14 protein-coding genes are annotated in these 13,906 nt (G+C 40.8%); 5 read left to right on the top strand and 9 right to left on the bottom strand.

Annotation, left to right across the window (positions count from 1 at the left end):
* Positions 1-48: 48 nt before the first annotated feature.
* On the bottom strand, positions 49-1,011 hold the full coding sequence (locus DF182_RS28305) for an ornithine cyclodeaminase family protein (protein WP_113619115.1): 963 nt from the start codon (positions 1,009-1,011) through the stop codon (positions 49-51).
* A gap of 428 nt (positions 1,012-1,439) precedes the next feature.
* Between DF182_RS28305 and DF182_RS28300 the strand changes: the two genes are divergently transcribed.
* Together DF182_RS28300 and DF182_RS28295 are read left to right on the top strand one after the other, a co-directional pair.
* The gene (locus DF182_RS28300; protein WP_113619114.1) at positions 1,440-1,769 is read left to right on the top strand and encodes a hypothetical protein; all 330 of its coding nucleotides are present in this window, start codon (positions 1,440-1,442) and stop codon (positions 1,767-1,769) included.
* The gene (locus tag DF182_RS28295) at positions 1,766-2,002 is read left to right on the top strand and encodes a hypothetical protein (RefSeq protein ID WP_113619113.1); all 237 of its coding nucleotides are present in this window, start codon (positions 1,766-1,768) and stop codon (positions 2,000-2,002) included. The genes DF182_RS28300 and DF182_RS28295 overlap by 4 nt, the downstream gene beginning before the upstream one ends.
* A gap of 32 nt (positions 2,003-2,034) precedes the next feature.
* Here the strand turns inward: DF182_RS28295 and DF182_RS28290 are convergent, their stop codons facing one another.
* Both DF182_RS28290 and DF182_RS28285 read right to left on the bottom strand, forming a co-directional pair.
* Positions 2,035-2,481, bottom strand: a complete 447-nt coding sequence (locus DF182_RS28290; protein ID WP_113619112.1) for an SRPBCC family protein — start codon at positions 2,479-2,481, stop codon at positions 2,035-2,037.
* 125 nt (positions 2,482-2,606) lie between these two features.
* Complete coding sequence (locus tag DF182_RS28285; RefSeq protein WP_113619111.1) at positions 2,607-3,005, bottom strand: NUDIX hydrolase; 399 nt, start codon at positions 3,003-3,005, stop codon at positions 2,607-2,609.
* Between the two features lie 15 nt (positions 3,006-3,020).
* Between DF182_RS28285 and DF182_RS28280 the strand changes: the two genes are divergently transcribed.
* From DF182_RS28280 to DF182_RS28270, 3 genes are all read left to right on the top strand, one after another.
* Positions 3,021-3,473, top strand: coding sequence for a DUF1801 domain-containing protein (locus tag DF182_RS28280; RefSeq protein ID WP_113619110.1), 453 nt, complete (start codon positions 3,021-3,023; stop codon positions 3,471-3,473).
* Between the two features lie 320 nt (positions 3,474-3,793).
* On the top strand, positions 3,794-4,540 hold the full coding sequence (locus DF182_RS28275; protein WP_113619109.1) for a M57 family metalloprotease: 747 nt from the start codon (positions 3,794-3,796) through the stop codon (positions 4,538-4,540).
* Positions 4,541-4,750: 210 nt separating this feature from the next.
* Complete coding sequence (locus DF182_RS28270; protein WP_113619108.1) at positions 4,751-5,482, top strand: hypothetical protein; 732 nt, start codon at positions 4,751-4,753, stop codon at positions 5,480-5,482.
* Between the two features lie 237 nt (positions 5,483-5,719).
* Here the strand turns inward: DF182_RS28270 and DF182_RS28265 are convergent, their stop codons facing one another.
* The 6 genes from DF182_RS28265 to DF182_RS28240 all read right to left on the bottom strand — a co-directional run bounded on the left by DF182_RS28265 (position 5,720) and on the right by DF182_RS28240 (position 13,896).
* Positions 5,720-6,310 carry a hypothetical protein gene (locus DF182_RS28265; RefSeq protein ID WP_113619107.1) on the bottom strand — a complete coding sequence of 197 codons (591 nt, stop codon included), beginning with the start codon at positions 6,308-6,310 and terminating at the stop codon, positions 5,720-5,722.
* Positions 6,311-6,479: 169 nt separating this feature from the next.
* Positions 6,480-7,928 (bottom strand): nitrilase-related carbon-nitrogen hydrolase, encoded by a 1,449-nt coding sequence (locus tag DF182_RS28260; RefSeq protein ID WP_113619106.1) that lies wholly within the window; start codon positions 7,926-7,928, stop codon positions 6,480-6,482.
* Positions 7,929-7,988: 60 nt separating this feature from the next.
* On the bottom strand, positions 7,989-8,813 hold the full coding sequence (locus DF182_RS28255; protein WP_113619105.1) for a helix-turn-helix domain-containing protein: 825 nt from the start codon (positions 8,811-8,813) through the stop codon (positions 7,989-7,991).
* Positions 8,814-9,129: 316 nt separating this feature from the next.
* The gene (locus DF182_RS28250; RefSeq protein WP_245957633.1) at positions 9,130-10,230 is read right to left on the bottom strand and encodes a ferritin-like domain-containing protein; all 1,101 of its coding nucleotides are present in this window, start codon (positions 10,228-10,230) and stop codon (positions 9,130-9,132) included.
* Positions 10,199-12,172: a hypothetical protein gene (locus tag DF182_RS28245; RefSeq protein WP_113619103.1), complete on the bottom strand. Its 1,974-nt coding sequence runs from the start codon at positions 12,170-12,172 to the stop codon at positions 10,199-10,201. The genes DF182_RS28250 and DF182_RS28245 overlap by 32 nt, the downstream gene beginning before the upstream one ends.
* Positions 12,173-12,279: 107 nt before the next feature.
* Positions 12,280-13,896 (bottom strand): MBL fold metallo-hydrolase, encoded by a 1,617-nt coding sequence (locus DF182_RS28240; protein WP_113619102.1) that lies wholly within the window; start codon positions 13,894-13,896, stop codon positions 12,280-12,282.
* Positions 13,897-13,906: the final 10 nt, after the last annotated feature.

Below are 13,906 nucleotides of genomic sequence, written 5' to 3'. Positions count from 1 at the left end.
ATATGAAATTAATGATTGATAAAGAGGCAGAGATGGAAGAGGTTACCTCTAAAAAGGGATGTTAGTCCCGATGTCCCTTGCTTTGGCTGTTTCGTACAGGGCTTTTGCCATGAACAGGTCAAAAAGGGCCATACCAGCAGATTTGTAGGCAGTAGTACGGGTTACATCTATCTTAACCTCACCGGTTAAGAGTTTTCCGATAGTAAACACATCTTCTTCCTGCAAAATTCCTTTTCTTAATGGATTAATGATATCACCTGTTTCTACTTTAGCAAACACAGAATCAATCGCCAACTTCCCTGATAATCGGAAAACATGATCCGGTAACTCCTGCATATCGGGTTTGTAGGAACCAATACTGATAAAGTGTTTGTTTTCCAGCAGAGATGCATCATCCGGTAAAACCGGCGTAGCTGAGCGGCTGGCAGCAATAATCACATCCGTTTGTTGCAGGATAGTGATAACATCATTGCAGGGAACAATCTGCACTGACGGACTATACCTCCGAAGTGCTGCGGTAAAGGTTGTCATACCGGCTGCTGATCGCTGCAGGCAGTATATTTTTTTTACCGGCCGCACAGCAGTGGCAAAGATAGCCTGCTGTATACCCTGTACGCCACATCCTATTAATCCAATAGAATCAATATCAGGAGGAGTCATATACTTGATTCCTATGGCTCCCAGCGCCCCGGTACGCAATGCGGTCAGTTTTGCGGCATTCATAATAGCCAGCGGGAAACCGGTAGATGCATCATTCAGCAACATGGCCCCATTGGTTACGGCCAATTGCTGGCTTCTATTTGCCGGCACAACAGATACCAGTTTAGTACCAAAATAGGTGTCTGAAAAGGAAGGCATAGAAAGAAAAGTATTTTCTCCCCAGTCAATGTGCATACGTTTGGGAACGACACAACTGTTCTGTTCATTAGCAACCAGCGCTGCTTCTACTGTGGCTATCACTTCCTCTGATGAAAGAAGACCACTAATTTCATTATCGTTTAGTACCAGCATAGTAAATGCTATAAAAAAAACAGCTCACCAGAGTTGGTAAGCTATACACTTAATTTATACACTGTAAATGTATTAACTAATGCTATCGTGGTCAGCATCAATGTTAACCACTTCTTTACTAAAATTAACCTGCCGTCTCTGGGTCTCCCGTAGACGTCGTTACCTATGCAGCATTTAAAAACAGAAAAGCCGCCTGATTCATACTGTTTAGGCGGCTTTAATTTTCTTTGGCAGTCTTGTTTGTAAACCGGATTGGACAGCTATCGAACCAGGCCTGATGCTGATCTGAGCGCTTTCCATATATTAAAAATGTTGATTAGCTTGTCCATAAAAATTCTTAACTTAGAACAGGCTTTTGAACCCCCATCCTCCTCTTTTTCAGTCGTTGCCTTGACTTTATTTATTGTTTAAATCCAGAAACAATTTTTATGAGAAAGACATACCTTTTCGCAGCGATTGCTTTTTTAGTATCCTGCACCTCCAGCCCCAACAAATCAAACACAGAGGCTGTGACATCCGATTCCGGTTCGGAAAAACAGGGAAGCCATACATATCCTTACACGGCTGGTTATTCTTCGAATTTTGAGATTGGCGATTCCAAAAACGTACGAACTCTTCTTGAAGTGTACCAAAACTGGGACAACAACACACTTGACAATGCAAAGAGTTTTTTTGCAGAAATTGACACCGTTTTTTTGCTGATGGCACTTTATTTACCGGCAGCAGGGATAGCCTTTTTGTTGTTGGTAAAAAGATGAGAGGAGAGCTGGGTAGTGTCATTGATTCTGTTCATGCCTGGATACCGCTCAGGAGTAAGGATAAAAAAGAAGATTGGGTAGCGGTATGGACCCGACAGATTTCAACAGACTCCAAAGGGAAAAAGACAACCAGGGAACTGCAGGAAACATGGCGGTTTGATAAAGATGGAAAAATTAATTTGATGTATCAATACGAACAGCACGTTCCCAAAATGCCAATACCGAAAAAATAATATTTATTTTTTTACCCAACACCGCCATTCCTTTAATTCCAGTTGTCGATCTTGACATCAACAGGATTGGGATGTCCTTTTCCCGTTTCTATCAGCGACTTCAGACTCATCAGGAATATGGCCCATTTGGTACTGCAATGATGCATAAACTCTACAGGCTCCTTCCAGTTCAGGTGCTTAAATAGTACGATTATATAGTCGCCATCCTGTTTTAACTCAAAGTTGATGGTTGTACCTATCCATTCTTCAGGACCCGCTACTACTTCCCATTCTACCTGATTGGGCGCATGAAGCTTTTTAACGTTCATATCGAACCCTCCTGCACCAAACCGGAATGCTACGATATCTCCAACATGGCTACCTTCTCCTTTAGTGTCGGTAGTCCACCAGCCAGCAAGACCGTCTCTTGTTGTCAATGCGCGGTAAACTTCATCGATCGATGAAGTTTTGATACCTATGCGATGTAAGATATTTGCCATAAGTGATTATTTTTCCAAAGGTACTTTCTTATGTAAACTTTCACAGGGGGTAAAATAGACAATCTCAAGTGGTGATATGGACAATCTGGTTTAAAATAAAAAAGGCTAATGGCGGTGTTCTCTTACTAGTCAATTAAATTTTGATCTTTTAAAAAGTCAAAAATCAATTTATCCACTTCAGAGATTTTGTCTTTATCGGAATACTTTAACCACTGGAAATTTTCTATCTCTGAACATTCCTTTAATATTCCTTTGTAATCTGCCGTGTAACACGTCATTTTCACATAAACACCATCCGGATGGCTGTCTGCCTGCGCTTCAAATGTTCCTATAAATTTTAGCGTTTTCGCTTCAAGTTCAACACTAAGCTCTTCCAAAATTTCACGACATAATGCTTGTTCGTCACTTTCTCCATGTTCTCTTTTTCCACCTGGAATATAATATTTCTGCTTTCCGATAGATTTTGCAGATAGTATTGCCTTATTTTTAATTTCTATCCAAGCGAGCTTATCAATTATTTTCATATTTTTTTTAAAAATGTGATCGAATGTAAAATAAAATTACCTTTCTTCAAACAGATTTTTATACTGAATATGACTGTATCTGAATACATCAGTAGTATACCAATTGACAGGCAGGCGCTCCTAAGCATGCTTCATGAAACAATTGTTGCCAATGATCCGACTGTAAACCCAGTCATTAAACCGGTGATGGGAAAGGAAATGATCCTATACGAAGAGCGTTTCTATATGAAGTACGGCCTGGCGAGTGCCAAAAATCATATGTCACTGCATTGCTTGCCGATTTACATGGATCAGGTACTGCATGCCAAATACGTAACCTTGCTACCAGCAGCTAAGTTCCAGAAAGGCTGTATCAATTTTTCGGATACAGACGCTATGCCACCTGCCATAGTAGCGGCTTTGATCGCTGATTGTTCGTCTATCAGCATTGCCACAATGCTTGAAAACCGGAAAAGAAATAAAAAGTGAGAAGTCATACAAGATCCCACTGGTTTAACACTGCAGTGGAGAAATTAAAGTTCTTTTCATGATGAAGAATTTATTTTAATATTGACGTAACCAAAGTCTGAACACGCAAATTTTAGTAGCCCTGTTTAAATAAACCATATGACTATTATCACTGAGAGCACAGATGATAGATTGCTGTAGCAAGCAATAGACGCGTATGTTTTACCTACATGGATAGCTGTTGATAATAGTTATCTCGTGAGCGTTTTATGCCCATGATTCCCGAGCAGATGATCATCACACTATACCCTTTTTCTTTTCATTCAAATTAAAAAAGTCACATGAAAAAAAACATGTCCTTCGTTCTGATGGCCTTATTTGCCATTGTGTTTGCAGCCTGTTCCAAATCAGCTGACAGCCCTACCACTCCACCCCAATCCGACAACGCAGCTAAAGTGCGCGAGTACATTCTTAAATTAGGTTTCCCTGAAAACCAGATTGTGGAACACCCTACAGAGTTCATGGTGGAAGGCGATATCAGCTTCCCTAAAAACATGAAGGTGCCTGAAGGTAACCTTAAATCAGAACAATATTATACCGGTAGTACTGTTACCAACGTTACCAACATCCGCTTAAAAGTGGATGCATCCCTCAGTGGTTTAAGCTCTGAAATCAATTCAGCGATTGCTCAGTGGAATGCAATCCCTAACTGCTCTGTGAACTGGGTGCTCACTCCAACCGGCCCTTATGATGTACTGATGACCAATGCCAACCTAGGTAATGGTGTATGCGGTGCTGGTACCTTCCCGACAAACGGCGTGGTAGGTAACCTGATCCGTATCAACGCTGCTTATATTGCTGGTAATAACTTTGCACAGCGTGCACGTACTATCTGTCATGAGCTGGGCCACAACATCTCTTTGAGGCATACCAACTGGGCTGCCGCTGGCGAAAACCCTCCAGGCATTGATGTACCAGGCGTACCAGGCACTGATGCTTCTTCCCTGATGAATGCCGGCCAATGCGGCATCGGTGCTACTGTATTATCCGCCAAAGATATCCTGGCTGCACAGTCTTTATATCCTTGATAGAAATCAATTATACCAACTATGGCAAGGGCGCACTACGCGCCCTTGCTTATTTATCTGCGAAACCAGCTCTAATTGATCGCCCCACCAATTTATCATGAAGATATAACTCCGGCGGATTGTATAATTATTAAATGATATATATTTGACATTCAAACATCAGGTGCAAACCATACAACTAAAGTTTACACCCTTTAAGAACGCCTATATATGATTCACGAAAGTAAGTTGAAAATTATTCCCTTTAAGGATTTAAGAGGCCTGTTGCCTGCAGGTAACAAACTGGAAACATTATACGAGAAAGCAAAAGACAAATCAAAGTTTGAAGACCAGCTTTTTCCTGTTTATGAAGGCGATATTGAAACAGCAAGTCTTAATCTGCTGAATGATATTTACTGGGGCGTATTTTATAAATATATAGAAGAAAGGGAAGACCTGCGTTTATCCCAACCAGTAGTATTGGGAAATGTACAGACCAAAGTATTGAGCTTTTTTGAAGGACTGGTAGCAGGCAATGTACAAACCAACAACATGTGGACGCGCTACCCTGATCATAACGATAGTCTGGCCCAGGTTGCCGGTAACTTAATTGTAGAAGAAGTATTTTTTATGGAAGGAAAAGGGATCAAAAAAAGCACCTGCCTTTCGGTAATGGGAGATGTGGCTATCCACACGCTGATCAATATGTCAGATGCCGAAATCAACAGCAACAAACTATCTGTACAAAAAGAGTTCTCATTTCCTTTCATTTACACTACAGCAGAAAAAGGTAAACACGCACCTAAGGGCACTGACTGGAGTAACCATACCCCTGTAGAACTTACCACTTATTTCAATGCAACACTGCTGGATATGGAATATATCAACGGCAATGTAGACATGTTCTTTAATGTAGGTACTCTCCTATCGCAGGAATATCATAATTACTTCGCAACGAAATAATTGGAGATGTCATAAAAGACACCTGATAAGAATAACAACAAAACCTACCGTGCATAAGGATTTGTTGCTGTATAGTTAGGTAAGCTTGTTAGTCTGTATTCGAGAAGGATACACCAGAATTAAAACTGTTTTGTGTATCCTCTTTTCATCCTTTTAGATTCGTTTTGTATGATTTACTTTTTATGGCAAAAAAAGAAAAGCCGCGTAAACACTATGATTTATGCGGCTTTGATACTATTAGAATCTTCCAGCCTTGATACCCACATACAAACCTGGAGCACTCATACCGCCATTGGATAAACCGCCACTGCCAGCACCCATTATCTGACGATATTTACCTGCTGCAAATAACCGGATGTGTTGATTAATGTTTAATTCAGCATTGATGAATGGCTCCACTACAAAAAAACCGTATCGGTCAACAACTTTATCTTTATCCTTTTCATCCTCCATCACCAATCGTTCAGAAAGACTTCCACCGCCGATCAATGTACCGGCAGTCCAGTGGAACTTCTTATCGGAATGATGTACATATTCAAAAACGCCGCCGGTATACCAGATATGCCAGTTCCTGTCAATTCCTGTCTTATTAATCTTTATCATGTTAGCCATGGTATAGCCACCAGCGCCGATCATAAATTTTTTGTTCAGAAAAATACCGCCGGAAACACCAGTAATAACCGACAAATGCCCGCTGACGGAAGTAAAGCCGGTACTAAAAGTTCCGTATGCGCCTACCTGAGCAGACTTTTTCATAGGGGCTGTTTGCTGTGCATAGGTATTTACAGCAACTGCAAGCAGTGCTACAATGAGTAGGTTCTTTATCATATACTTTAGAATAGTGATTTTGTTTATAAGACGCATACCAAAATCACTACCCCCAATGATGACAGCAATTTTTTTTTTAAGTGTAGGTTAACGGGGTGCTGCATACCCTTAAAAACGGGGCTTTCAATGCACTGGCTCTGGTGGAGAGAGTTAATTCTACTGGTCACTTTTAAGTCCGCCTGGCTTTTACTAATAGTACAAGGCTCACCAAAAATGCAATGGCATTTAACATACCGAACCAATCACCCCACTTATTATACAGCGTAGCATGATGCTGTATATCAATGTTGCCTGATAACAACACAGGCGTGCCTTTGTCGCTATTGGCCTCATACAAAACCCTACCGCAATAGTCGTTGATAGTCAGCCTGCCCTGCCTGGCGTTTCTTACCATTCCAAAACCGCCTTCCACGCATCTCATCATCGCCATCCGGCTATGCATCCAGCCATCTCGCTCAAAGTCCCAGGCTGGTACATATAAAACATCACAGTCTGCTCTGCTATACCTGCTGATGTATTGCTGGAAATCCATGTCCTTACAAATGGCCACGCCTTCTGTTGTACCATTTCTGAGAAACAAACCGGGTTCCTTTCCTGGTTTCAGGCTATCCAGCAATTCTCCTTCAAACAAATGTACTTTCTGATAATCTGCCAGCAGCGCCCCATCCTCCTTGATCACCCAAGCCCTGTTTTCGTAATAGTCTCCTTTTTGCTGCGTCACGCATGCAATGATGCATACGCGATGCGTAATTGCTGTATCTATAAACTGCTGAATAAAACCCGGCCGCCGGTTAGCTCTCACGGTAAACATTTTTTCAGGAAACATGACGATCTTTGCCCCCTGCTTTACCAGTTCTCCTACCTGACGCAGGTAAAGGTTTGCCAGGTACAAATCCCTATCTTCTCCTTTTATATTCTCATTGTGATATGCCCGTTTATCAATAGCCACCATACCTACCTGTAATGATTTAGTGGCAGAAGACGTTTGATTCAAACGCACCACACCCCAAACCATTACAGCCACAAGAACGCCAATGGTTACGAAGGAGAGTGTTCGGATTGATTGTTTTCGCTGATACCGATAGATGATGAACGCTATAGCCGTAGGGAAAAAAGTAACCAGGAAGGTAATCCCCTGTATGCCTGTCAAAGAAGCAACTTGTACAACAGGTAAAAAATCGCATTGTGTATAGGCAATGCTGCCTGCCGTTCCATCCCTGGCGGTGAGGAATCTGATATACTCTATCGTAGTAGCCCAAACAGGGAATACAAATACAGTGGACCAATGGCAATAAGTAAGCATTAGCTTTCTTGCTGCCATCACTTGTAACGCAAAAATCAGCGGCAATAGCAGTGTAAACAAAAACACCAGCGGTAAAGGTAAAATACTTTGTAAATAAGGCACCCAGCTAAGCCTTCCTATTAAGTACCCGGTAAAGGCTATTAAAAATGTCCATTTGCTTGTAAGTCGTAAAGAACAATACAGTATCGGAACTGGCGCTACCCATAATGTCCACCAAATGTGCGCTGATAAGCTAAAAGATAAATACCAGCAAATACCCGCAAAAAGCAACCCTACGGCTAAAAATGCTTTAGAAACCGGTTTTAAATCCGACATGATAGAAGTTTAGTATAATTGTCAAATCTATACCGTTTTTCCGGCGTAGAATTGTATATTTTAGACAGGTTGATGTTTTATGAGAATATCCGCTATTTTATTATCGTCCTTTTTAAACTGACTGGGAGTGGTACCCGTAAACAACCGGAAATCACGAATAAAATGCGCCTGGTCAAAGTAATTGCATACATGACAAACATCAGTTAGGGTATTGGTGGTTCGCATATACCTGACCGCCTTATTGAAACGAAGTATTTTATGGTAATGCTTAGGTGTATAGCCGATATTTTTCAGAAAAACCCGCTCCAGCTTTTTATAGTACCAACCTGTTTGCTGGCAGATTGTGTCAATAGATATATCATCACGGCTGTTACGAAGCATATCTATGGTTTGGTTAACCACTAACAGATCAGTTGGTGTATTTCTTAATTCGGCCTTAAGTACAGCGTCCAGTAATTGTATCCGCTTATCATCATCCGAATAATCTGACAGCCGCATCTCCAGGCTTTTTACGGCTTTTCCTAACAGAAGCTCTGCCGGCAATAGGATATTTAATAAATCAGAAATAGGTACATTGGTAAATGATGCCAGGCCACCTGGCTTAAAACGCATGCCTAACATCCTAATTTTACCTGTACTTTTCACATAAAAAATCTGGTTGCGCTGTCCCATGATCACTGGCCCACTCAGACGGGTGCCATGAGGATTATCAGCTGTTATCAACCAATCCGTCGGGTCGCCAAAATTAAAGATCAGTTCCACACGGCCACCAGGTATTAAGCGATCAGGTACATCCACAAACCTATCCGGCGCATGTAATACCCAATAGCATTCTATAAAGTCTGCCAGTTGAATGGACGGATAATATTGGCGGTAATAGAACATGTATTGATTAAAATCAGCTTATCCGTCTTCCCTCTCCTCATTTTGTAAATCCTAATTACTCAGTTCGATCCCTGATCTAATATACAATAATAATAAAATTAACTGCGATAGAATATTCTGCTTGAACAGTATAACCTGGAAAAACATACGAAAATCTTTGCAGTGAATCATGCATTTATATTTTAAAAAGACCCATATCCCGGGAGAAGGGTCTATTATCAACAACAAAACGTGATACCTGCTTTCCACTGATATCACGTTCTGTTGTATTTTTCCATCTCTGCCAATAATAATATAATGCGGAACGCCATTAATATTAAATGCCGGCAGCCGAAAACTCAAACGGGGGGCCAACCGTTTCCCCATTACGGCCGGGGAAAGGTGTTGCAGCAAGTTTTTCTCCAATGATCTTAACATCGTACATTAAACCCAGGGTATCTGATATAAATCCTGGATCACCATTAAAAGTCCGATGTAATCCATTTAACAACTTGGTATAAGAATATCTGAACTCTTCAGCCATCCGCCTGATCTCTTTTTCATCCGAAGTACTATCCGGCAGATCTTTGACCATGGTATTTGCTGCAATCGGGAATACGCCGCTTTCATCAAATGGGATAGGCGGACCAAAAGAATATCCGTTATCGGCTGAAGGATCTTCCACTAACTTTTTACCCTTATATATTTCCTCAAAACGGTAATAGTGGGCAAGGTTTCCCCGTGTGGCAAGCGGGCTTTCTGCAGTTCCTTCACCCTGCTCTATAATGATATCAATAGCATGAATGGCATCCTGTTTTGTCAAAATAGGAAATAGCTCATCGCTACTGAACATATGGGATACCATTTGTTTGTCAGCATCACCGGGCAACACATCCTCTGCTATCTGTTCTATTTTTCTCCGTATTGATAAATAAAATTGTCCAATGGTGGCTACACTGTCTTCTGTTAAATTATTCAATCGCATTTTTTCAGGAAAGAGAATGGGATTCTCCGGTTCTTCTATCTCCATGAATGTTCTTTTCACCACATCTTTTGAAAACCTTTCCAAATGAACAGTTAATTGCTTATTAATATTCATGGGAAGAGGACCAGGATAAGTAGGAATAAAATCCGGCTTATTTATTACCGGACTACCGCCTATTGCATTCAAAATATTGGCGGCAATAGACATATGAAGCATCTCTTCAATTACCACTGAATGTATCAGGTCTCTTATTTCCTGATTTTTTCCTGGCATCAGAGAAATCATGGCAGTCAGATAAGGTGGGATAGTAGCGTGTTCCAGCTCAATGGCTTTTTGTAAATGCTCAAATAAGTCCGAAAGGTGACAGGCGCTATTAACAGCATGCAAACATTTAGCGTCAATTAAAATCATAATAGAAATATTAGTCGATTGATTCAATGGTGTATCGTGCATCAAAAGGGCCGGTTATCGGGATATCTTTAAATCCTCCTTTCTGATTTGTAATCTCCTTCATCCGGCTGCTTAACGTTTTGTCAATACTTAATTCGTTTGTTACCGCGAGGGAAGCCTCAGTCGCCCTTTTCGGCCCGTTATCATTACTGGCTATGGGGTTCTTTAGCCATTTTATCAATGTCAGCATTTTGTTTTTCGACAGATCCCTGGTAACAGGCATATAAGTGGCGTCGTGTATATCTCTTGTAAAGGAGTGCAACAAAATATTTGTATACTTCATCAATTCTTCCATCTTACTCATGTCTACAATATATTTGCTCATGATTGGATATACATTTCCGAATTGAGTCCATATTGCTGCTACATCATCCCACTCGGGATTTTCTGGCACCTCAAATTTATCTCGTAAGTGAACACAAATCAGATCCATCATCATGCCGAAGAAAAAATACTGATCAAGTTCCGGAAACCCTTCTATCTTATATGAAAACAGGTACAATTGTCCATCCACGTACTTTCTGTAGTTTTCAGGATTACCTCCGCTCATAGTAAAAGTAGCCACCCCTTTTTTATTAGTGACAACCGTAAGAGGATGATCAATTTTACCAGCAGGAAAGTTAATAAGTGGAATTTTAGCAAGCGGAGGGGCAGGATCATTTTCAAGACCTCCTCCCTGATCTGCCATTGGTGGCAATAGTGCAATGTTAATATTGATGCCGGCCAATGGCTCCCCCCATTGATAGGCATAAATTTTTGTTTTATGCTGATCACCGGGGTCCATCCGAAAAATGAAGGAGTCTGCCCTTATGTGTATCCCTTTAATGGACTCACGGGCATAAATAATATTTTCTCCTTGTTCTTCGATCAATAAAAGTAATTGATGATCATTCAGGAGATTTAAGGCTTCCTTTGTTAACCTGAAAGAAACAATTCCTGCAGTATCCAGCAACCAGCTACCCGGACTGGCAGGAACAACAGTGCCTATCTCAATAAACTGATCCGGTGCTATCCGGTATTTATGATCGGGATTAGCCTGCGGAATAGTAATTGCCTTCTTTGACACTGCCAGCTTAACTTTTGGGAAATTAATATTTAAATCACCCAATGCGGAATTAATCGGATAAGAACCACCGAGATCAACTGTGAGACTATGCAGATGCTTGTTCACATAAAAATTACTATACCTGAAATATTGACTGACAGCACCATAAAGCCTCCTGGCAGGAGCAAACAGATCCGGTTCATCAGAAAGCCATGGTCCAATGCAACCCATTATACGGCCTAATGAAAACCGCCCATCCTTGTGAGAATAATAAAATCCAAAACTCGTTAACTGAACCGCTATTCTATTACTCTTCGTAGCAAGTTTCAATGCTTTTAACAACGGCGATTTCATGGCGTGACTGCCCCATTTAAGGTTCTCCAATACAGATGCCCAGCATGCTCCCATTCGTTGTCCATTCCTCATATAATATGTGTCATCTTCGGTATTGGGAAACTGTCGGGGTTGTATATCGCGGAAACCTACCGGTAAAATATCACCCTCCAGTAACAGCTGGCCATCGTGTGTAGAAAACCGTAGTTTAACTGCCCACAACTCAGACGCCATCTGCATCTGTGGGTCCAGGTCTACCATTTTACCATTTGAAAAATATGGCGACCCATTAACTGACGCACCAATCAGTATGTCATCTGTTTGATTATTCACGACACGTTCATCGGGGAGTGTACCTTGAATAATCTGACAATTCAGGAGCTTGAAATTATTACTCCCCTCCGGATTCCAGGCCCCATTATTAATATCAGAGGATTCTTCTCTGGGGAATTGAAATCGTTTTTCAAAGGTTTCATTATCAAAATGACGGACATCATTATTTACGGTGGCAACATCTGCCTGGAAATCACCCGTAAAAATAATTCGTGGAAGGTGGAGATAAGACATATATGTTTCTAACTTTTGATGAAAATTTTACACTAAAATGTGTGAACAAAGAATCGGGAAACAGGGTTGATAACAGGTTCTATTGAGGCATGACAGTAACAGTGACATTATTGCACTGGTTCTTTTTCATAGGTATAGAGCAGTTCTTTTTCTCCAAATAACCTTTCCGCCACTATTCCGCGCTTACTGCATTCTTCTATCAGCATGTTTGACTGAATAATGGGGTTAGATTCGTCCGTGTACCTGATAGTGCTTATAAACTGCAGCCATGGCTCCATTCCCATTGCATATACATACAATTCCTTCGGATGAAATATATCTACCAGGTGCCTGCCTTTTTCATAATCACACCCCGCAAGTCTTCTTGACTGATCTTTATCCCTGGCCAATTCTTCCGTTAACAAGGGTCCATAGAGCCATGAGAGAGGAGCACCATCACATTCCATTCCTAAGAAAACCACATCCACATCTCCGGTTACGCGATGAATATGTTCATAAAGCCGGGGCTCCATTACTCTTGAATCGGCCACAAAAAGAAAAGTGTATTTACCAACAGCAAGATGAAAACATGTTTTAGCCTGCACATTTAAATCACAATGCTCACCAGTAAAAGGTATCCCCCTTATAACACAGTTCTCAAAATTCAACACCTCCATATTGTCGATCTCAACAACATTATTGAATCCGGTATTATTGAACATCAGCTTAATATTGGGGTCCTGTAACAAGCCTCCGGAGGTTCGCGGCACAATAATTTTTTTTATCTTATGCCTCAATGGTAACAAGGTTTCAAACAAAATATGATCCTGGTGATTATGCGTGATCAGCACATAATCGATCACATCAGGAATATCAATATCAGAAAAATGAACAATATTTGATTCATATCCATAGTAACTGATCAGCGGGTCTACCAGAATACTTATATCTTTCGTTTCAATTAAAATGCAGGCATGACCAAAATAACGCATCCTTACATAATCACCATCATACTTTCTATACTTTGGATATTCCTTTTGTGTAAAGAAAGTATTAAAAAGTGCTCCGTCCGTTTCCTGAACACCTAATATCTCCGCTATCTCCTCTATTGAACCGCCTTCTCTTTTCATCCTGCTCAAAGCATCTATTCCAGGGTGGTCAAAAGGAATATCCAGGTGCAACACCTCCGGATCGTTCAGCCTGGCTGTACTCAAACTGAATGGACGCTCATCATTATTAGTTACAAACAAGGCAATACTTTGCCATGCCTTATCATAAAATTCACTGTTATACAATAATGATTCAAAAAAATGGTACGAAGGATTACTATTAAGATCGTATGTTAACTCTACATATCCTCTCAGTTCATCCGGTACTTTTTCGTATAATGCTTCCAACGAGTAGCCTTTCGCATAAGTTTTAAGCATTTTATCAAGTGCTATGATAGCTTCTGCCAATCGGATTGAACTGGCTTGATTGGCAATTGTATCAATCTTCAGTTGCTGTATGTCATCCACCCGGGTAGTTTTATAATCCATAAATGGTCCGCCCAGCATTTTAGGATTAAGTACGGCGGCTGCATGTATCTGTGGAGACAACATATACGAATTCATAATTTTCAGATGCCGGCCCAATACATTCATTGCCGCTGTGGCAGGAGAAATAAGATGTGACCATGCATACCATCTTCCCACTAATGGCTCTATAACCACATTAGGCTTTAAATACCAATTATTTTCACTCATAAATTATTGA

Source organism: Chitinophaga flava (genome assembly GCF_003308995.1).
GTDB lineage: Bacteria > Bacteroidota > Bacteroidia > Chitinophagales > Chitinophagaceae > Chitinophaga > Chitinophaga flava.
Note: the sequence above shows the minus strand (reverse complement) of the source record. Positions and strands in the feature narration are given on the sequence as shown.

Coding starts and splice junctions, on each gene's coding strand:
- DF182_RS28240 (WP_113619102.1), bottom strand. CDS start 13,896: ATGAGTGAAAATAATTGGTATTTAAAGCCTAATGTGGTTATAGAGCCA.
- DF182_RS28260 (WP_113619106.1), bottom strand. CDS start 7,928: ATGTCGGATTTAAAACCGGTTTCTAAAGCATTTTTAGCCGTAGGGTTG.
- DF182_RS28275 (WP_113619109.1), top strand. CDS start 3,794: ATGAAAAAAAACATGTCCTTCGTTCTGATGGCCTTATTTGCCATTGTG.
- DF182_RS28295 (WP_113619113.1), top strand. CDS start 1,766: ATGAGAGGAGAGCTGGGTAGTGTCATTGATTCTGTTCATGCCTGGATA.
- DF182_RS28300 (WP_113619114.1), top strand. CDS start 1,440: ATGAGAAAGACATACCTTTTCGCAGCGATTGCTTTTTTAGTATCCTGC.
- DF182_RS28305 (WP_113619115.1), bottom strand. CDS start 1,011: ATGCTGGTACTAAACGATAATGAAATTAGTGGTCTTCTTTCATCAGAG.
- DF182_RS28245 (WP_113619103.1), bottom strand. CDS start 12,172: ATGTCTTATCTCCACCTTCCACGAATTATTTTTACGGGTGATTTCCAG.
- DF182_RS28270 (WP_113619108.1), top strand. CDS start 4,751: ATGATTCACGAAAGTAAGTTGAAAATTATTCCCTTTAAGGATTTAAGA.
- DF182_RS28285 (WP_113619111.1), bottom strand. CDS start 3,005: ATGAAAATAATTGATAAGCTCGCTTGGATAGAAATTAAAAATAAGGCA.
- DF182_RS28290 (WP_113619112.1), bottom strand. CDS start 2,481: ATGGCAAATATCTTACATCGCATAGGTATCAAAACTTCATCGATCGAT.
- DF182_RS28265 (WP_113619107.1), bottom strand. CDS start 6,310: ATGATAAAGAACCTACTCATTGTAGCACTGCTTGCAGTTGCTGTAAAT.
- DF182_RS28250 (WP_245957633.1), bottom strand. CDS start 10,230: ATGCACGATACACCATTGAATCAATCGACTAATATTTCTATTATGATT.
- DF182_RS28255 (WP_113619105.1), bottom strand. CDS start 8,813: ATGTTCTATTACCGCCAATATTATCCGTCCATTCAACTGGCAGACTTT.